21 protein-coding genes are annotated in these 18,865 nt (G+C 69.2%); 10 read left to right on the top strand and 11 right to left on the bottom strand.

The features are described from left to right. Positions 1–26: 26 nt before the first annotated feature. The 3 genes from LOZ83_RS27760 to LOZ83_RS27750 all read right to left on the bottom strand — a co-directional run bounded on the left by LOZ83_RS27760 (position 27) and on the right by LOZ83_RS27750 (position 2,446). Positions 27–986: a LysR family transcriptional regulator gene (locus tag LOZ83_RS27760; protein WP_236794643.1), complete on the bottom strand. Its 960-nt coding sequence runs from the start codon at positions 984–986 to the stop codon at positions 27–29. 66 nt (positions 987–1,052) lie between these two features. Further along, on the bottom strand, positions 1,053–1,925 hold the full coding sequence (locus LOZ83_RS27755) for an alpha/beta fold hydrolase (RefSeq protein ID WP_236794642.1): 873 nt from the start codon (positions 1,923–1,925) through the stop codon (positions 1,053–1,055). Further along, positions 1,925–2,446, bottom strand: a complete 522-nt coding sequence (locus LOZ83_RS27750; protein WP_236794641.1) for a DUF4442 domain-containing protein — start codon at positions 2,444–2,446, stop codon at positions 1,925–1,927. The genes LOZ83_RS27755 and LOZ83_RS27750 overlap by 1 nt, the downstream gene beginning before the upstream one ends. A 152-nt stretch (positions 2,447–2,598) precedes the next feature. Here LOZ83_RS27750 and LOZ83_RS27745 point away from each other — a divergent pair, with 152 nt between their 5' ends. Genes LOZ83_RS27745 through LOZ83_RS27705 form a run of 9 tightly spaced genes read left to right on the top strand, consistent with a single transcriptional unit; the run spans position 2,599 to position 10,645 of the window. Beyond that, entirely contained in the window at positions 2,599–3,546 is a 948-nt protein-coding gene (locus LOZ83_RS27745; RefSeq protein ID WP_236794640.1) for a fatty acid desaturase, read from the top strand. A 15-nt stretch (positions 3,547–3,561) separates the two neighbouring features. Continuing rightward, positions 3,562–3,825 (top strand): acyl carrier protein, encoded by a 264-nt coding sequence (locus LOZ83_RS27740; protein ID WP_236794639.1) that lies wholly within the window; start codon positions 3,562–3,564, stop codon positions 3,823–3,825. Continuing rightward, the gene (locus LOZ83_RS27735; RefSeq protein WP_236794638.1) at positions 3,822–4,670 is read left to right on the top strand and encodes a cyclopropane-fatty-acyl-phospholipid synthase family protein; all 849 of its coding nucleotides are present in this window, start codon (positions 3,822–3,824) and stop codon (positions 4,668–4,670) included. The genes LOZ83_RS27740 and LOZ83_RS27735 overlap by 4 nt, the downstream gene beginning before the upstream one ends. After that, complete coding sequence (locus tag LOZ83_RS40560; RefSeq protein ID WP_236794637.1) at positions 4,667–5,902, top strand: cytochrome P450; 1,236 nt, start codon at positions 4,667–4,669, stop codon at positions 5,900–5,902. The genes LOZ83_RS27735 and LOZ83_RS40560 overlap by 4 nt, the downstream gene beginning before the upstream one ends. Beyond that, a complete protein-coding gene (locus LOZ83_RS27725; protein ID WP_236794636.1) occupies positions 5,899–6,609 on the top strand; it encodes a thioesterase II family protein in 711 nt (236 codons plus the stop codon). The genes LOZ83_RS40560 and LOZ83_RS27725 overlap by 4 nt, the downstream gene beginning before the upstream one ends. Before the next feature lie 2 nt (positions 6,610–6,611). Continuing rightward, positions 6,612–8,213, top strand: coding sequence for a fatty acyl-AMP ligase (locus LOZ83_RS27720; RefSeq protein WP_236794635.1), 1,602 nt, complete (start codon positions 6,612–6,614; stop codon positions 8,211–8,213). Positions 8,214–8,215: 2 nt separating this feature from the next. Next, positions 8,216–8,644: a PaaI family thioesterase gene (locus tag LOZ83_RS27715; protein ID WP_236794634.1), complete on the top strand. Its 429-nt coding sequence runs from the start codon at positions 8,216–8,218 to the stop codon at positions 8,642–8,644. 1 nt (position 8,645) lies between these two features. Beyond that, entirely contained in the window at positions 8,646–9,839 is a 1,194-nt protein-coding gene (locus tag LOZ83_RS27710) for a cytochrome P450 (RefSeq protein WP_236794633.1), read from the top strand. A 2-nt stretch (positions 9,840–9,841) separates the two neighbouring features. After that, positions 9,842–10,645 carry an alpha/beta fold hydrolase gene (locus tag LOZ83_RS27705; protein ID WP_236794632.1) on the top strand — a complete coding sequence of 268 codons (804 nt, stop codon included), beginning with the start codon at positions 9,842–9,844 and terminating at the stop codon, positions 10,643–10,645. Positions 10,646–10,655: 10 nt separating this feature from the next. Here LOZ83_RS27705 and LOZ83_RS27700 read toward each other — a convergent pair whose 3' ends face one another. The 7 genes from LOZ83_RS27700 to LOZ83_RS27670 all read right to left on the bottom strand — a co-directional run bounded on the left by LOZ83_RS27700 (position 10,656) and on the right by LOZ83_RS27670 (position 16,530). Continuing rightward, a complete protein-coding gene (locus LOZ83_RS27700; RefSeq protein WP_236794631.1) occupies positions 10,656–11,609 on the bottom strand; it encodes a LysR family transcriptional regulator in 954 nt (317 codons plus the stop codon). Positions 11,610–11,692: 83 nt separating this feature from the next. Further along, positions 11,693–12,523: an acyl-ACP desaturase gene (locus LOZ83_RS27695; protein ID WP_236794630.1), complete on the bottom strand. Its 831-nt coding sequence runs from the start codon at positions 12,521–12,523 to the stop codon at positions 11,693–11,695. A gap of 129 nt (positions 12,524–12,652) precedes the next feature. After that, positions 12,653–13,462 (bottom strand): cyclopropane-fatty-acyl-phospholipid synthase family protein, encoded by an 810-nt coding sequence (locus LOZ83_RS27690; RefSeq protein ID WP_236794629.1) that lies wholly within the window; start codon positions 13,460–13,462, stop codon positions 12,653–12,655. Beyond that, complete coding sequence (locus LOZ83_RS27685; protein ID WP_236794628.1) at positions 13,459–13,716, bottom strand: acyl carrier protein; 258 nt, start codon at positions 13,714–13,716, stop codon at positions 13,459–13,461. The genes LOZ83_RS27690 and LOZ83_RS27685 overlap by 4 nt, the downstream gene beginning before the upstream one ends. Beyond that, positions 13,713–14,129, bottom strand: coding sequence for a PaaI family thioesterase (locus tag LOZ83_RS27680; protein ID WP_236794627.1), 417 nt, complete (start codon positions 14,127–14,129; stop codon positions 13,713–13,715). Before LOZ83_RS27680 ends, LOZ83_RS27685 begins: the two co-directional genes overlap by 4 nt. After that, complete coding sequence (locus LOZ83_RS27675) at positions 14,126–14,941, bottom strand: ferritin-like domain-containing protein (RefSeq protein ID WP_236794626.1); 816 nt, start codon at positions 14,939–14,941, stop codon at positions 14,126–14,128. Before LOZ83_RS27675 ends, LOZ83_RS27680 begins: the two co-directional genes overlap by 4 nt. Then, positions 14,938–16,530, bottom strand: a complete 1,593-nt coding sequence (locus LOZ83_RS27670) for an AMP-binding protein (protein WP_236794625.1) — start codon at positions 16,528–16,530, stop codon at positions 14,938–14,940. Before LOZ83_RS27670 ends, LOZ83_RS27675 begins: the two co-directional genes overlap by 4 nt. A 183-nt stretch (positions 16,531–16,713) precedes the next feature. Between LOZ83_RS27670 and LOZ83_RS27665 the strand changes: the two genes are divergently transcribed. After that, complete coding sequence (locus LOZ83_RS27665; RefSeq protein WP_236794624.1) at positions 16,714–17,880, top strand: cytochrome P450; 1,167 nt, start codon at positions 16,714–16,716, stop codon at positions 17,878–17,880. On the opposite strand, the gene LOZ83_RS27660 is transcribed toward LOZ83_RS27665, so the two are convergent. Next, on the bottom strand, positions 17,870–18,640 hold the full coding sequence (locus LOZ83_RS27660) for a class I SAM-dependent methyltransferase (RefSeq protein ID WP_236794623.1): 771 nt from the start codon (positions 18,638–18,640) through the stop codon (positions 17,870–17,872). The two genes, LOZ83_RS27665 and LOZ83_RS27660, sit on opposite strands and share 11 nt — an antisense overlap. Between the last annotated feature and the right edge of the window lie 225 nt (positions 18,641–18,865).

Below are 18,865 nucleotides of genomic sequence, written 5' to 3'. Positions count from 1 at the left end.
TCGCGGTCAATGAAGGTCGCGGGAACTCATGACCCGATTGAGTTGCGTAATGGCGGACTGGAGAACGGGGCCACCGCGTCGAGGCAGGCGAGGAACGAGTTCCGGAGCTGATTGTTCTGGTTGTCGCGCCAGGCGGCATACAGGTCGACCACCGGAACCGGGTCGTAGAGCTGTACCGGAACCACCTGCGCCCCGCCCACGACGGCACCCGCCAGCATCGCGCGCGAAACAGACGCGAAACCTACTACTGGTTTCGCTGTAACAAGGATCTCGATCGCGCCGGGATCGTCGATCTCGTACGCGATGCTGAGCCGGATGCCCGCCTGGTCGGCACCGCGCACGATCGCGTCGTACATGGCCGGGGAAAGTTCCCGTTTGAACAGAACACAAGGCTGGCCGGACAGTTCCGCGAACGGGACTCCGGGCCGCCCGGCCCATTTGTGCAGCCGTCCCACCACGGCGACCATCGACAGCCGCAACAGCCGCCGGTGCTGGAACTTCGACGTCAGCGGACGGCCGTAGACCAGTGCCACGTCGAGCGAGCCGTCGTCGAGCGCCTGCAGCTGTGGCCCGGTGCGTTTTTCCTCGAGCACCACCGACACGTCCGGGAAGTCGGCCTGCATCTTCTCCAGCGCGGCGGGCAGAACATGTTGCCCCGCCGGGAAGTTGTAGCCGACCCGGATGGTCCCGGAACGCCCTGCCGCCGCTTCGCGCGCGGACCGGCGTGCCTTTTCCACCTGCCGCACCAGGGCGCGTGCCTCGACCTCGAACGCCTTGCCGGCGCGGGTCAGCCGTACCTCGTGTGTCGTCCTGGCCACCAGCTCGACGCCGAGCGTGCGTTCCAGACGCTGGAGCTGCTGGCTCAGCGAGGGTTGAGTGAGATGCAGCTTCGCTGCCGCGCGGCCGAAATGCAGTTCGTCTGCGATCGCCAGGAAGGCGAGGACGTGCCTGAACTCCATCACCACCTCCGCACGTGGTGATGTCATCGTGCTACCCCAAGGCGAACGCAGGATGAACCGCGGCGAGAACGGAAACGGCGGTCGGACGTCGGGTCACTGCGGGGACTTTCCCTCGGTGATCCAGGCCGCGACAACGGGGGCCACCTTGTCACTGTCCTTGATCCAGGCGGCATGACCGATGTGCGTCAGACCTGAGGATTTTTCGATATGCCAACGAGTAATGCTCGCCGAGCGCAGCCGGCCGTACAGGAATCGCACGGTGGACTCGGGCCCCAGCCGGTCGCGGTCCAGGGAAATCGCCAGGAACGGCAACGAAACCTCGCGCAGCAGATCGTCGTACTTACGCGTGCTGCCCCGCGGCCGGAACCGTCCGGTTCGCGCGTACCGCGCCCAGTCGATCATCACACCGGCGGTCATCGGCCCGATCCCGCCGCCACCGGGCCAGCGCCCGCGCAGCCGCGTCAGCAAACCGACATACTGGGCCGTGACAAGCATTTCCGCCCAGCGCTTGACCGGGAACGCGCGCCAGTAGACCGAACCGGTGCCGATCGTCGTGACGCTGGTGACGCGGTCCGGTTCCGCCGCCGAGTACAGCAGCGCGAGCTGCCCGCCGAGGCTGTGCCCGAACAGATGCAGCGGCGCCTGCGGGAACCGTTTGCCGAGCGCGTCCACCACGGCGGGCAGATCGGTCTCGATCAGCGCGCGGTAGCCGAAGTCCGGGCCCTTTCCCAGCGCGGGCGTGCTGTCGCCCTGCGCGCGCAGGTCCACCGTCGCCGCCGACAATCCGGCCTCGTGCAGCGCTTTCAGCAGCGGCAGGTAGAACTTCGCCTTGATCGCCATCGCGGGCAGGACGAGCACCACCGGCGCGGCCGGGTCCGCCACGGGCAGCACGCGCAACGCGAGGCTGGCCCCGTCCGGTGTTTCGACGGTACTGGACTCGGGTTCCGCGGCGCCCGTGTCGCTCATCACGCCTCCGGCGCCATCGTGCACACGTAGTCCAGCTGAACCTTGCCCACGAGCACGTCCTTGGCGTCGTACAGCAGCGCGCGGCCGTCGACGTCGACGCGCTCGTCCGGGCCGGCGGTCAGCACCGCCTGGATGTCACGCGGGTCCAGCATGCCGACCGCGCGGATCCGGCCGAGCGCGGGCTTGCGGAACGACGTGCGGGTGTCGCGCAGCACGAACGAGCCGATCGACGCCAGGTTGCTCGCGACGGCGCCGACGAACGCGCACGCGCCCGCGATGTCGGCGGCGAGGAACAGCGCGCCGGCGTGCACGGTGCGCAGGTGGTTGGCGAGATGCGGTTCGTCCGGGATCTCGGCGACCGCGTGGTCCGGGCCCAGTTCGGTGACCTCCACCCCGGCGTGCGTGCCGAACGGGATCAGCTGGGTGACGATACGCCGCAGCAGCGCGAAGTCCGGGTTGTCGGGGTCGACGGCCGCGAACACCGCGCCGAATCCAGGTCGCGTCTTCGCCTCAGTTGTCATGGCCCTCATTGCGCCAGAGATGGGCGCCGGATTCGAGGGGCGATTACCAGAACCAATCGCTCAAGTGTGGTCCGGTCGCCACACCCCGTCCCGTGATCGCGCTGGTTACGCTCCTTGCGTCCGATGGTCTCTCGTGACGAGGTTGAGCCAGCATGTCCGAAGACATTGCCCAGTCCACCAGGGAACCACGCCGGAAGGTCATCAGCAGCCCCTACCTGCACAAGCTGCAGCGCCGGCATTTCCTGCTCTTCGACATTCTCCCGATCGTCGGCACCGCCGCCGCTTTCGCGTTTCTCGCGGTATATCCGTTCGGCGTCACCGAAATCGTCCTGCTGGTGTCCTTCTGGCTGCTGACCGGACTCGGCGTGACGGTCGGATATCACCGGTTGTTCACGCACCGTACGTTCAAGGCTGCACCGGCAGTGGTCGCGGTGCTCGGCGTGCTGGGGTCGATGGCGGGCCAGGGCGGGGTGATCTCGTGGGTCGCGCTGCACCGGCGCCACCACGAGTGCAGCGACCGCGAAGGCGACCCGCACTCCCCCAACCTTTCCGGCAGCGATTTCAAAGGCCGGTTGAAAGGCCTCGCGCACTCGCACTTCCTGTGGATGCGGCGGCACGAGTACCCGAACATCGTGCACTACGCCCCGGACCTGCTGAAGAGCAAGCTGATCGTGAAGGTCGCCCGCTACTACTATTACTGGGTCGTGCTCGGCCTGCTGCTGCCCGCGCTCATCGGCGGCCTGGTCACGATGAGCTGGCTCGGCGCGGTGAGCGGCCTGCTCTGGGGCGGGTTCGCGCGGATCTTCGTCCTCGAGCACATCGTCTGGGCGATCAACTCGTTCCTGCACATGTTCGGCACCAAACCGTACGAGTCGCGCGAAAACAGCCGCAACGGTGCCGTCTTCGCGCTGATCACACTCGGCGAGTCCTGGCACAACAACCATCACGCGTTCCCGGATTCCCCGTCGTTCGGGCTGGAGTGGTACCGCCTGGACCCGGGTTTCTGGCTCATCAAGCTGCTTTCGGTCACCGGTCTCGCCTGGGACGTCGAGGTCCCCGCGAACGACCGGCGGGCCGCGAAACGTATCGTCCCGGCGTAAAGGAAAAGATCCACAATGGACACCAGCAAGGAAGCCATCGCCAAGTGGTGCCAGGGGTACGTGGCCGAGCTGCTCGAGGTGCCGGCCGAGTCCCTCGGGCTCGACACGGACTTCGACAAGCTGGGCATCGACTCCGCGCTCGCGGTCTCGCTGCTGATGGAGGTCGAAGAGCGCTACGACGTCGACCTCTCCCCCGAGACCCTGTTCGAGAACCCGAACCTGAACGCGGTCGCCGGCTACCTCCACGAGCAGCTGCAGCAGCGCGTCGCGCAGTCATGACGACCGCGCAGGCGGCCGCGGCGATCCGGCATCACTACGACGTCGGCAACGAGTTCTTCCGGCTGTGGCTGGACGAATCGCTGACCTACTCGTGCGCGATCACCCAGGGCCGCGACGACTCACTGGACGCGGCGCAGGACCGCAAGCTGCGCTACCACCTCGACGCCGTTCGCGCGTCCGAAGTGGACAGCGTGCTGGACATCGGGTGCGGCTGGGGTTCGATCCTCTCGCGGCTGCCCGGAACGTGCCGAGGCGTGGGCCTGACGCTCAGCGTCGAGCAGGCGGCCCACGTCTCGCGCACCTTGCCCGGCGCCGAGGTCCGCGTCGAGAGCTGGACCGACTACGAGCCCGGCACCCGATTCGGCGGGATCATCTCCATCGGCGCGTTCGAGCATTTCGCCCGTCCCGGCCAGTCGGCCGCCGAGAAGATCCAGGTGTACCGGGACTTCTTCACCCGCTGCCGGGACTGGCTCGAGCCGGACGGCGCGCTGTCGCTGCAGACGATCGCCTACGCGAACATGGCCCGCGAGGACGCGAGCGAGTTCATGCAGCAGGAGATCTTCCCCGACGCCGACCTGCCGACACTGGCCGAGATCACCGCCGCCGCGGAAGGCGTGCTCGAAGTCCATTCCGGACAGAACGGGCGGCTGGACTACGCGTGGACGTGTGAGCAGTGGGCGCAGCGGTTGCGGGCCCGCCGCGCCGAGGCCGAGGCGCTGGTCGGCGCCGAGATCGTGCGGCGCTACGAGCGGTACCTGAAGTTGTCCGCGCTCGGTTTCCGGATGGGCAAGATCTGCCTGTACCGCCTGGTCCTGCGGCCGTACGCGTCGCGGTGGTCGCGGTGAGGGTCCGGTTCAACCCGTTCAGCGCCGAGTTCCGCCGCGATCCCTATCCGCAGTACCGGCAGCTGCGCGAGAACCAGCCGGTGCACCGGACACTGGGCATGTGGGTGCTCACCCGGCACGCCGACGTGCAGGCCGTGCTGCGGGACCGCACGTTCAGCGCGGGCCTCATCCCGCAACTGGTCGCCAAGCAGGCCGACCGCGTGTCAGGTGAGAACGTCGCACGCATCGAACGGCTCGGGCGCAAGTCGCTGGTGTTCACCGACAACCCGGACCACGCGCGGCTGCGCGGGCTGGTGAACCGCGTGTTCACCGGTCCCGCGGTCGCGGCGCTCCGGCCGCTCGTGCACGAGATCGCCGACCGGCTCACCGAAAAAGCCTGTGCCGAAGGCGCTGGAACATTCAAAGACATGGACGTTATCGCGGACCTCGCCGCGCCCCTGCCGGTGACCGTGCTGTGCGAGTGGATGGCGCTGCCGGCGGGCCTGCGCGAGCAGGTGGCGGGCTGGACGCACGACATCCGGTTCCTGCTGGAGCCCGGCCTGATGCGCGGCGACGACTTCACGCACGTATGCGAAGTGGTCGAGAACTTCGTGGCAGCACTGGAAGAAGTCGTCGACGAGCGACGGAACGAGCCGGGCGAGGACCTGATCAGCCGGCTGCTCGCCGCGGAGACCGGCGGCGGTGACCGGCTGAGCGACGAGGAACTCGTGTTCGTCTGCATCATGTGCTTCGTCGCCGGGAACGAGACCACCAAGTCCCTCATCGGCAACATGATGCTCGCGCTGCTGCGCAATCCGGAGCAGTTCGCGCTGCTGCGCGCGAAACCCGGACTGGTGGAGTCCACTGTGGACGAGGCGCTGCGCTACGACTGCCCGCTGCAGCTGACGAAGCGGCTGACCACCCAGGAGGTCGAGGTGGGTGGCACCCGGATCCCGGAGGGCGAGCAGGTGCTGTTGTGCATGGGTGCGGCCAACCGCGATTTCGACGTGTTCGAACGGCCCGACGAGTTCGACATCACGCGCGCGCCCAAGGGGCATCTCGCGTTCGGGTACGGCATGCACGGCTGCCTCGGCGGGATGCTGGCCGAACTGCAGGCGGAGATGGCGCTCGAATGCCTGCTGCGCCGCACCGAGAGCATCGAGCCGCTGATTGACGAGTACGAATGGCAGGACCACAGCTTCATCGTTCGCGGGCTGCGCAGCCTCCCGGTCGCGCTGCGGAGCGCGGCATGACAGCAAGCACAACATGGCTGCGGCAGGAACCGTCGACCGCGGCGGTCCGGCTGGTCTGCCTGCCGCACGCGGGCGCCGGGGCGACGTCGTTCACCCGCTGGCTGCCCTTGTTCCCGCCGGAGATCGCGCCGGTGCGCGTGCAGTTGCCGGGGCGCGAGGACGTCGTCGCGCGACCACCGCTGCTCAGCATGGCGGAACTGCTCGACGGGCTGCTGCCGCAAGTGTCCAAATTGGATGCGCCGATCGCGCTGTATGGGCACAGCATGGGCGCGCTGGTCGCGTTCGAACTCGCGCGGGCGCTCGAGACACCGCCGATGCACCTGTTCGTTTCCGGCCGGCGCGCACCGCGGCTGCCCTCCCGGAAGTCGCCGATTCATGATCTTCCGGACGAGGAGTTCGGCCGGGCGCTGGCAGCACGCGGACTCGGCGGGATCGGCCACGCGGCTTTCCAGCGGTACGCGCTCCCCCTCATCAAAGCGGACCTCACGGTGTCCGAGGACTACGAGTACCAGCCGGCGCCCCCGCTGCCGTGCCCGCTGACCGTCTTCTACGGCAACGACGACCCCATCGTCGAGCGCGACCAGGCCGAGGCCTGGTCGGTGGAGACGGCCGGCGCTTTCGCCTTGCACACCTTTCCCGGCGACCACTTCTTCCATCATGACCACCGCGCGGCCATCGTGGCGGTCATGAGCGAAGCGCTGGAGTGAGCATGTTGCTGCCCGAGGCCCTGCGCGAGCGCGCCGCCACCGATCCGGGACGGTGCGCGTATGTCTTCCTCGACGAGAGTGGCGAGGAAACCGCGCGGCTGACCTACGGTGAGCTGCACACGCGGGCGCTCGCGGTGGCCGCCCGGCTGGCGCGGGACTGCGCGCCGGGTGACCGCGCGCTGCTGGTTTTCCCGCAGTGCCTGGACTTCATCGTCGCCTACTTCGGCTGCCTGTACGCGCAGGTGGTCGCGGTGCCGGTGAACCCGCCGCGCCGCAACCGGGTCCAGGAGGCCACCGGGCACATCATCACCGACTGCGAGCCGGCCGCCGCGCTCACCGTTTCGACGATGAAGTCCACAATAGACGGTCTACAACGGATCGATGTGGACACGCTGCCGGACGCGCCGTTCGAGCCGAAGGCGGTGACTCCGGACTCGCTGGCCTTTCTGCAGTACACCTCCGGTTCGACCTCGGCGCCGAAGGGTGTCATGGTCTCGCACGGAAATCTCGTCGCGAACCAGCAGATGATCTCCTACGGGTTCGGCCACGACGAGCATTCCACCGTCGTCGGCTGGGCGCCGTTCTTCCACGACCAGGGCCTGATCGGCAACGTGCTGCAGCCGCTCTACGTCGGCGCGACCGCGATCCTGATGTCCCCGGCCGCGTTCATCCGCCGCCCGCTGCTGTGGCTCACGACCATCTCGCGGTACCGCGCGCACACCAGCGGTGGCCCGAACTTCGCGTTCGACGCGTGCGTCGCGCACGCCGCCCGCGGCAAGCTGCCCGAACTCGACCTGTCGTCGTGGCGGATCGCGTTCAACGGCGCCGAGCCGATCCGGCCCGAAACGCTGCGCAGCTTCACCGAAACGTTCGCACCACACGGGTTCCGCGCGGACGCGATGTACCCGTGCTACGGGCTGGCCGAGGCGACCCTCATCGTCACCGGCAGCCGCAAGGGCCGCGGCCCGCGCACCCTCGGCGTCGATCCCGAAGCGCTGGGCGAAAAGCGGCTGGTGCCAGGCGATCGCCTGCTCGCCGGGTCGGGCACGGTGCTGCCCGGCGAGGACGTGCGGATCATGGACCCGGAGACCCGGCAGCCGTGCGGGCCCGGTGAGGTCGGCGAGATCTGGGTGGCGGGCGGGAACGTGACGCAGGGCTACTGGAAACGGCCCGACCACGAGAGCTTCGTGGAAGGCACCTGGCTGCGCACCGGCGATCTGGGCGTGTTCGAGGATGACGAACTGTATGTCGTCGGGCGCCTGAAGGACCTGATCATCATCCGCGGCCGCAACCACTACCCGCAGGACATCGAGCAGACGGTGGAGTCGGCGCATCCGGCGCTGCGTTCCGGCGCTTGCGCCGCGTTCACCACGGACGTGAAACTGGTCGTGATCGCCGAGATCCACCGCGAGCAGCGGCACGACGTCGACATCGCCGAGGTGAGCGGCGCGATCCGAGCGGCCGTACTGGCCGAGCACGAGCTTTCCCTCGGCGGGCTCGTGCTGGCGCGGCACGGCGAGTTGCCGAAAACGAGCAGCGGCAAGATCATGCGAGCGGCGGCCAGGAACCTTTACGCGGCCGGTGCGTTCGAGAGGGGTATCTAGAAATGGAAGCAGCCAACCCGGACTTCGCGCAGGCCGTGACCGGCGTCGTGCTGAGCATGCCGGCCGCGAAGCACCTCGGCTTCTCGTTCGGCCGGCTCGAACCGGGCGAGGCGGAGATCATCCAGCCCTACCGGGCGGAACTGACCCAGCACGACGGCTATTTCCAGGCCGGTGTGCTGGGCTCGCTCGCCGACTACGCCGCGGGTTCGGCCGCCGGTACGCTGCTGCCGCCCGGCTGGGTGAACATGACCGTCGACTACACGGTGAAACTGCTGGCTCCCGCCAAGGGCGAGAAGATCATCGCCCGCGGCCGGGTGGTCCGCGCGGGCCGCACGACGAGTGTCGCCGCGGCGGATGTCTACGACTCGGAAGAGAACCTGTGCGCCACGGCGCTGGTGACCATGCGCAACATCAAACTGCCCGGGAGCTGACGTGTTCGACCCGTTCGCCCAAGGTTTCTCCGACGACCCGTATCCGCAGTACGCCGAACTGCGCGAGCACGCGCCCGCGCACGAGCACCCGCTGGGCTTCTGGATCCTGTCCCGCTACGACGACGTGGCGAAACTGCAGCGGTCAGGGCATTCGGTGGACGAGCGCTACCTGACCAACCTGCCCGCCTGGAAGAGTGACTCGGCCAAGCTGGGCAAGGAGAACCGGATGATGCGCGGACTGTCCCTTGTGGACCAGGACCCGCCGAACCACACCCGGTTGCGCAAGCTCGTCGGCAAGGCCTTCACCCGGCGCGCGGTCGCGGACCTCGAACCGCGGATCACCGAACTGGTCGACCGGGCACTCGACCGCATCGCCGAAGCCGGGCGCGCGGACCTAGTCGCCGAGCTGGCGTTCCCGTTGCCGTTCACGGTGATCTCGCAGCTGCTGGGCATGCCGGAGGTCGAGCACAAGCGGCTGCGGGAGCTGACCGGCACGCTCGCCCGCGGCCTGGAACCGCTTGCCTCGCAAGAAGTCCAGGCGGAGATCCGGGCCGCGAGCGCCGAGCTGACGGCGATGGTCGGCGAACTGGTCGGCTGGAAACGCGAGCATCCCGGTGACGACGTGTTCACCGCGCTGATCGCCGCCGAGGACAACGGCGACGTGCTCAGCGAGGAGGAACTGGTCGCGCAGATCAGTTTCCTCTACGTCGCGGGCCACGAGACCACGGTGAACCAGATCGCGGGCGGCATCCTCGCGCTGCTGCGCAATCCCGGCGGGCTGCGCGAGCTGCAGGCCCGGCCCGCGCTCGTCAGGAACGCGGTCGAGGAGCTGCTGCGCTACGACACCCCGGTGCACCTGATGCGCCGGATCACCATCGAACCCCTGGCCACGCAAGGGAAAGTGATCCCGGCCGGCAGCTGGGTCGTGGCCTGCCTCGCCGCGGCCAACCACGACCCGCGGTACTGGGGCGACGACGCGGGCGAGCTGGTCCTCGACCGGCCGAACGCGCACCAGAACGTGTCGTTCGGCGCCGGAGTGCACCACTGCGTCGGGGCTCCACTCGCACGGCTCGAGGCGCGGATCGCGTTCGCCCGGTTCACGCAACGCTTCCGCGAGCCCGTACTCGAAGACTTCCGGTGGAACGGCCGCATCAACGTGCGCGGCGTCGAGAGCCTGTCCGTGGCGGTGAGGTGACCATGCCGATCATCGACGTGAACGAAGCGACCATCGCCTACAGCGACACCGGGCCGCGTGACGCGCAGCCCATCGTGTTCGGGCACGGCCTGCTGTTCAGCGGCTGGATGTTCCACCGGCAGATCGCGGCGCTGAGCGACCGCTACCGGTGCGTCACGATCGACTGGCGCGGTCAGGGCGACAGCCCGCCCGCGCGCACCGGGTACGACATGGACACCCTCACCGGCGACGCGGTCGCGCTCATCGAGAAGCTGGAGCTCGCGCCGGTGCACTGGGTCGGCCTGTCGATGGGCGGGTTCATCGGGCAGCGCCTCGCCGCCCGGCACGGGGAGCTGCTGCGCTCGCTGACCCTGCTCGACACCAGCGCGACCGCCGAGGGGCCGAAGAAGTCCGGCCGCCAGCGGCTGCTCGCCCGCGTCCAGCAGGTGGTCGGCATCAAGGCGTTGATGAGCCAGGTGAAGCCGCTGCTGTGGGGGCCGGAGTTCCGCGCCGATCCCGCCGGCCGGGCCATGATCGACGAGTGGGTGCGGCGGGTCTCCCGGATGGACCGCGGCGCCGTACGCGACGCGGTGTTCGGCGTGACCGAACGGCAGCCGGTCACGGGCGAGCTGTGCGCCATCACGGTGCCGACGCTGGTCGTGGTGGGCGCGGACGACGTCTCCACACCGGTCGCCGAGTCGGAACGGATCGCCGCCGCGATCCGCGGTGCCGAGCTGCGCGTCGTCCCCGACTGCGGGCACACCAGCAGCCTCGAACAGCCGGCCGCGATCACCGCGTTGCTGGAGAAGTTCCTCGCGGACGCCTGAAACGGCCCGATCAGGCCGTCTTGGCCTCCGGGCCGGACTGGTCGAACCGGGTCAGTGCCGGCACGTCGAACGGGCCGACCGCCTCCAGGCACTTCAGGAACGCGGTCTGCAGCCGGCTCGGCTCGCCGTCGCGCCACACGACGTACAGGTCGATCATCGGCACCGGCTGGTAGAGCGGCACCGGCACCGGCCGCACTCCCCCGATCGGCGCGCCCGCGAGCATCCCGCGCGACGCGGAGGCGAACCCGACCAGCGGCTTGACCGACACCAGGATCCCGGTCGCGCCCGGATCGTCCACCACGTGCGCCACGTTGAGCCGGATCCCGGTGCGCTCGGCGGCGGACAGGATCGCGTCGTACATGGCCGGGCACTGCTCCCGGCCGAACAGGATGCACGGCTGGTGCGCCAGCTCCGCGAACGGCACCCCGGGCCGCCCCGCCCACTTGTGGTTCTGCCCGACGACCGCGATCATCGGCAGCCGCAGCAGCCGCTTGTACTGGAAGTCGCTGGTCACCGGGCGCCCGTAGACGAGCGCGATGTCCAGTTCGCCGTCGGCGAGCGCCTGCAGCTGCGGCCCGGTGCGCTTCTCCTCGAGCCGGACCATCACGTCCGGGAACTCGGCGTTCATCTTGGCCAGGGTCGCGGGCAGGATGTGCTGTCCCGCGGGGAAGTTGTAGCCGACCCGGACGGTCCCGGTACGCCCGGCGGCGGCCTCACGGGCCGACTGGGCGGCCTTGTCCACCTGCGTGACGATGGCACGCGCCTCGACCTCGAACGCCCGTCCCGCCGAGGTCAGACGCACCTCGTGCGAGGTGCGCGCGACCAGCTCGACACCGAGCGTGCGTTCCAGGCGTTGCAGTTGCTGACTCAGCGATGGCTGGGTGAGATGCAGTCTCGCGGCCGCCCTGCCGAAGTGCAGCTCCTCAGCGATCGCCAGGAATGACACCAGATGCCTGAACTCCATGTGTTCCGACCTCCCGAATTACCTTCAGCCTCATGCACGCTGGAGAACACCCGGTGAACCATCGGGCATCGGGACGAGGACAGTTAGGCAATGGTGCGGCAAGCGTCGACGAAGCCCACCAGCTCGCCGAGCCGCTCGCTGGGGGTGTCCACCGCCCGGTTCATCACCTTGATGAGGTGCTCGTACGCATCGGTGTGATCGTATCGGGCGGTGTCCGCGATCTTGAGCGCCCACCGCCAGTAGCCGCGGATCGTGCCGGCCAGCGGCATCCGGAAGTCGGCGATCACCTCGCGGATCGGGTCCAGCACCGCGTCGCCCTGCACCCGCAGGTACGCCGCGACCACGTCCGCCATGAACGTGAAATGCCGGGCCTCGTCGCGGGACAGCCTGGTCAGCACGTCGGCCAGCACCGGGTCCCCGGCGACGGCGCGGAGCTGCTGGTAGTAGATCTGGGTGGCCTTCTCCTGCACGAGCGCGTAGGCGAAGTACTGCACCGGGTGGTCGAACGGCAGCTCGAACCGGCCCTGGCCGGGCTCGATCAGGGCCTTGCGCACGCCCGCCTCGTCCCGCATGCCCGACGCGGCCTGGTACCGGGTGAGCGCGCGGGCGTGGGTGTCCTCTTCGGCCGCCCAGCGGACGGTGAAGTGGTACAGCTCACGGTTGTGCTCGTACTGCTCCGGCTCGACCGAGTCGTCGACCGGGAAGTTCCCGGTGTAGAGGGAGAAGTAGCCGGGCAGGTGGTCCTCGATGATCGTGATGAACTCGACCGCCGAGAGCTGGCCCTCGGTGAGCCGCCCGGCGTCCGCGGCGGCCCAGTCCATCGTGGTCTCGACATTCCACTCACGCGCCTGTGCCGCGGTCGCGAAGTACTTCCCGACCGCGTCCGCCATGTCCTGCGCGGGAAGAACGTTCATGGCCCTCTCCTTGTGCGTGTCCTCGTGGCGCGGCGTGTTCGCCGCCCGCGCGGGCGTGTTGGCCGTCCGTGTCGGTGAGTTGGCCGCGCCCGGCGCAAACTCACCGACGTGGCGGGCAAACACGCCGGGTCAGCGGGTCTTCGAGCAGACCAGGGCGTAGTGCTTCGTGGTGTAGCCCCAGCCGGCGTTGGCGATCTCCAGGTAGTGCATGAGATCCGCGCGCTGAGGGCTCTCGGGCTGGGCGCGCAGGTTGTCGATCCAGCAGTCGATCGTGCGGCGGTAGTCGTCGGTCAGGTCGTGTACCGCGCTGACCGAGAACCCGGCCGACTCCGCGCCGGCGACCAGTTCCGACAGCGGCCGCAGCTCGCCGTTGCCGAAGATGCTGTTGCGCACGAACTCCGTGCCCGGCCGCTCGTCGAACCCGTCGCGGATCGCGGCGTTGCGGAAGCAGCTCTCCGACAGGTACAGCCGCCCGCGCGGGCGCAGCGCGCGCCGGATCTTCGCGAACACCGCGTCGAGGTCCGGGATGTGCACGACCGAACCCAGCATGGTCACCGCGTCGTACCCGCGCGCCTGGGGCTCGTACGTCTCGAACGACGCGACCTCGGTGGTCACCAGCTTCTCCAGGCCCAGCGCGGAAACCCGGGACGCGATGTACTCGTGCTGGTTCGCCGCCGGGCTGATCCCGGTGACCCGGCAGCCGTACTCCTTTGCCATGAACAGCAGCAGCGAGCCCCAGCCGCAGCCGACGTCGAGCAGCCGCTCGCCGCCCATCAGCCGCAGCTGCCCGGCCACGAACGACAGCTTCCGCCGCTGCGCCTGCTCCAGCGTCGTGACGTCGGCCTCGAACAGGCCCGACGAGTACTTCCGCAGCGGGTCGAGAAACCGCGCGAACAGCTCCGGGTCCAGGTCGTAGTGCTGGTTGGTCGCGGCGGTCATCCCTGCGCCAGTGCCTTGTCGACGACCGCGATGACCTGGTCGATCGTGGTGAGCCCGAAGATGTCGTCGTCCTCCAGCTCGATGTCGTAGGTCTGCTCGATCTTCGCGATCATCCGCAGCACCTTGATCGAGTCGGCGCCCTCGACGGCACGCAGGTCGGTGTCGCCGGTCAGGGTGCCGGGCGCGCGGCCCAGTTCGGCGGCGACGATCTCGGTGACGGTGGTGGACACGGACTTGTCCAGATCGGCGGTCATACATCGCTCCTCGGTCGGTAGGTGGCGGTCGCGGTGCCGAGGACGACACCGTCGGGGTCGAGTACTTCGGCGCTGGTGCGCACCAGGCCGTCGCCGAACTCGGCGCGCGCGACGCAGCGGTGCAGGGCACCGACCCGCACCACGCCGACGTAGCGCGTCCGCATCGACGTGGTCACCGCGGGCACGCCGAGCCGCATCACCACGAGGTTGCCCATCGTCTCGTCGCAGATCACGGCGAGGATCCCGCCGTGCACGACACCCGGGTAGGACTCGTAGTGCTTGTCCAGCTTGAATTCCGTGCTCAGCGAGTCCCCGTGATCGGTGAACTCCAGCGCGAGCCCGACGGGGTTGGCGGCCGAGCAGCCGAAGCAGTGGTGATCCGCGCGGCCCGCCCAGGGCACGGTCGCGGTCATCCCAGCGCCGTCGCGAGCGCGCGGCGCACCGCGCGGTTGGTCGACAGGTCGTACCCGGTCAGCGAAGCGAACGTGCGGCGGATCTTGCCCTGCAGCTCGTCCAGCTCGCCGGTGTCCGCGACGGTGTCGAGGAACAGCTCGAACCCGGTGTCGATGGTCTCGGCGTCGGACAGCTCGGCCAGCCCGGCCTTGAACACGCCGACCGGGTGCTTGATCTTCTCGTCGGCCGTGTAGAAGTACAGCGTCTCCAGCACCGAAGGCACCTCGTCGGGGTGCTCCTGCAGGCGCTTCGCGGCGAAGTGCCGGAACTCGCGGGCGTGCCCGGCCTCGTCGCGGCTGGCGCGCAGCAGCAGGTCCTTGAGCACCGGCTCGTCGACCCACGCCGACACCGCGCGGTAGACGTGGTTGACGGTCAGCTCGGAGATGATGTTGGTGGCGAGCGTGGCCGACGGGGTGGTGCCCGGGTCGTACGGGGCGCGCATCGCGGCCACCGCGCGGTTGTCGACCTTCTCCCCGATCGCCTGCAGCCAGGAGGTGAACGCGTAGTGGTGCTGGACTTCCTGGTAGCCCCAGATCACCGCGAACGCGGAGAAGTCGTAGTCGTCGGCGAACTCGTTGAGGAACCCGTGCACAGCGGCGATCACGTTGGACTCGCCCATCACCGCGCTCTTCACCAGCGTGATGTACTCCGGTTTCACCAGGCTCTTGTCGACCTCGTCGAGCGGCACCTCGTCCAGCCGCCAGTGGCTGCGGTCGTAGTGCCGGAAGACACCGAGGCTGTGCATCTGGTCCATGTCCGGTGCGGTGGTCACGATGCCTCCTGTTTTTTGTACAGCTCACGCATGCCCAGACGCTGGAGCTTGCCGCTGGTGGTGCGGGGAATCGTGCGCGCCGGGACGAGCTTGACGTCCAAACCGGACAGTCCGAGCTCGACCGAGCAGCGCCCGGCGATGTCGTCGGTCAGGCGCTGCCGCTCGGCCGGGTCGCGCAGCGCGGTTTCCACGCACACGATGATCCGCTCGTCGTCGACGAACGCGACACACCGTCCTTTGTAGACACCGGGAACGAGCTGGGCGATCGCCTCGACGTCCAGCGGGTACACGTTCTCGCCGCGCACGGTGATCATTTCCTTGCTGCGGCCGGTGAAGAACAGCTCACCGTCGCGCAGGTAGCCGAGGTCACCGGTGCGCAGCCAGCCGTCGGCGGTGAACGGCCCGTCGGGACGGCCGAGGTAGCCGCTGGTGACCGCGGCGCCGGTCACCTCGATCTCGCCGACCTCACCCTCGGGCCGGCCGCCGGCGATCCGCACGCGCATCCCCGGCACGGCGCGGCCCAGCCCCACGATCCCGCGGGCCGACGAGCCTTCCGCCACCGGAAACGCCTTCCCGGCCGCGGCGAGCGCGGCGCGGTCCACCCATTCGTACACCGGTCCGCGGTCCAGCGGAGGCAGCGTCGCGACCAGGGTCGCCTCGGCGAGCCCGTACGCCGGGGTCATCGTCTCGGGCCGGAAACCCGCGCGGGCGAAGCGATCCACGAACGCGCTCACCGAGCGGACGGAGATCGACTCGGCGCCGTTGAACGCGACGCGCCAGTGCGACATGTCCAGTTCGCGGTCCTCCGGCACGGTGGCCAGCAGGTAGTCGTAGCCGAAGTTCGGCATCGCGCAGATCGTCGCGCCGGTGGCCAGGAACTGGTTCAGCCAGCCGGCCGGGCTCTTCACGAACGTGACCGGGGACCACACGTTGAGCGGGATCCCGTTGAACAGCCCGGTGACCGTGCCGAACAGGCCCATGTCGTGGAACAGCGGCAGCCAGCTGCCCCAGGCGTCGGCTTCGGTGATCTTGATGGCCTCGCTGATGGAATCCGCGCAGGACACCACGTTCCGGTGCGTCAGCACCACGCCCTTCGGCGCGGCGGTGCTGCCCGAGGTGAACTGGAGCACCGCCGTCTGGTTCTCCCGCGCACCCGCCAGCGGGGCGTGGTCGTGGCGCACCAGGTCCGCGGCGTCGAACGCGTACACGCCGGTGAGCTGGTCGGTCACCACCCGCAGCTTGGGCACGGTGACGATGTACTCGACCCGCCCTCTGTCCACAATGGCCTGTGTGCGGCGCAGGTAGCCCGCCAGGTCACGCATGCCCATCGGCAGTGGCATCGGGCAGGCGGCGGCACCGATCCGGCCCGCCGCGAGCACGCCCTGCAGGAAGGCGGCACAGTTCGGGGCGAGTACGCCGATCGCGTCGCCCTCGCGGGCACCGGCCGCGGCGAGTCCCGCGGCCATCCGCCGCGACGAGTCCTGGAGTTCCGAGTAGGTCAGGGTTTCCTGCTCACTCGGCAGCGAGATGACCTGATCCGGGTAACGATCGGCGGCCTCGTCGAACCGTCCCGGCAGCGTCCCATTCACGACCTCACCCCCATCGAGTTGCGGCACCGCCAATCTCCGGCAGAACATTCCGGAAGGCAACGGAAATCGGCAAGCGCCTATCGATCAATCGGGATCCACGGTGAACGCGGGAAATGTCAGCACCGGTTCAGCGGCCGTTCATCCGGGTCGAGCAGACTCCGCGCAATGGCCGAAACACCGACCATGCCCGTACACATCCGGCGAACCGAATTCGACCCCGTGCCGGAACTCGCGCGGTTGCGCCGCGAACGTCCCGTTTCGCGAGTGAGCCTCGTCACCGGTGGCACCGCGTGGCTCGTCACACGCTACGACGACGCCCGTGCGGTGCTCGGCGACCCGGCGCGATTTCCCAGTCACCCGAACGCCTTCGTCGCGAAGCCGGGCGAGAGCGCGGACGGCCCGTCGCCCGGCATGCTGCTGTCCTACAACCCGCCGCGGCACACCACCTTGCGCCGCAGGCTCGCGCCGGCGTTCACCGTCAAGCGGATGCGGCAGCTGCGGCCACGGGTCGAGGCGATCGTGGCCGAGCACCTCGACGCCGTCGAACAGGCCGGTCCCCCGGCGGATCTGGTGTCCGCGTTCGCGCTGCCGATCCCGGCACTGGTGATCTGCGAACTGCTCGGCGTGCCGTTCGCGGACCGCGCGGACTTCCAGCGGCGCGGCGTGCGCCGCACCGATTTCCAGGCCAGTCTCCAGGAGCGCACCGCGGCGTTCGCGGAATCGCGCGCGTACATGGTCGAACTGGTCGCTGCGCAGCGGGCCGATCCGGACGACAGTCTGCTGGGCATGCTCGTGCGCGAGCACGGGACCGAACTCAGCGACGCCGAGCTCGTCGGTATCGCGGACCTGTTGCTGCTGGCCGGGCACGACACCACCTCGCACATGATCTCCCTCGGCACGCTGCTACTCCTGCGGCATCCCCGCTACTTCGCCGCGGTGCGCGACCACGACGACCGGATCGACGCGACGATCGAGGAGATGCTGCGGTACCTGTCCGTGGTGCACTCGGGAATTCCACGGGTGGCGCGCGAGGACGTCACACTCGGCGGCGAGCGCATCGAGGCCGGTGACTGGGTGGTGTGCTCACTGCCCTCGGCCAACCGGGACGACGCGCTCGGCGCCGACCCGGACCGGTTCGACCCCGAGCGCAAGGTCCCCGCGCACATCGCGTTCGGGCACGGCATCCACCACTGCATCGGCGCGCCGCTCGCGCGGATGCAGCTGGGCATCGTCTTTCCCGCGCTGCTGCGCCGCTTCCCCGCGCTGCGGCTCGCGGTGCCCATGGCGGACCTGCGTTTTCACTCGCATTCCGTCGTGTACGGCCTGCAGGCGCTGCCCGTCAGCTGGTAGGGCGACGGGCCCGGACGGCGAACAACGCCGGCCCGGCCACGAGGTGCGCCTGCGCGCGGGTGACCGCCCACCAGCGGTCCACGTCGCCGGCCGACATGAGTCCTTTGTGGACGATCTGGTCCTGGAACTGCTCGACGAGCAGCTGCCAGGGCAGCCAGGATCGTTCGTGCCGCGACTGGGTGCCGCGGAACTGCGCGGACACCTGGGTGAACCCGAGGTCCAGCATGTCGCCGAGCAGGTGGTGGCCGTAGGTGGTGTCGAACCCGGTCATCACCCCGGTCAGCGCCGCGACCATCGCGGTGTGCACGGGTTCGTCCGGTTCGGACCGGTCCGCGTAGGTCCAGTCGACCTCCTCGACCAGCAGCCAGCCGCCGGGCGCGACCGCCGCCGCGAGCCGCTCCAGCGCGACCGGATGCGGGTGCAGGTGCGCGACCAGCAACCGTGCGTGCACCAGGTCGAATGAGGCGGGCGGCAGGTCGTCTGTCATCAGGTCGGCGCTCAGCGCCTCCGCCGGCGCGGGCAGGTCGTCGAGGAACCTCGTATCCCGGTCGACGGCGAGCACCTGCCCGCCGGGCCCGACGATTCCGGCGAGGGCACGCGCGATCGAACCGGTGCCCGCACCCGCCTCCAGGCACCGGTGGCCCTTGCCGATGCCCAGCTCCCCGACGATGTGCAGGGTACCGGGATCCCAGTTGCGCGCCATCGCGTCGAGCCGGTCTCGTTCACTCGGAAAACTCTGGTCCAGAATGTAGTTCGGCACGCGTCCTCGGTATCCCGCCCGCGCCGCGCGGGCAATGACGCGCCGCCCGTTCCTATGGCGGGATTCGACGCTCCGATAATCCGTGCGGTGCAAGCGATCTTATCGCTAGGAAGGAGACAGGTACTGCGCCGCTGGTTACCAAGCCGACCGGCAGTCACGGCGATCGGCGAAACGTAGGCCGGCTGCCAGTTGGTCTGCTTGGCCTACTTTCAGGTCGGCTTGGTA

This window comes from Amycolatopsis sp. GM8, assembly GCF_021653975.1.
Taxonomy (GTDB): Bacteria; Actinomycetota; Actinomycetes; order Mycobacteriales; family Pseudonocardiaceae; genus Amycolatopsis_E.
Note: the sequence above shows the minus strand (reverse complement) of the source record. Positions and strands in the feature narration are given on the sequence as shown.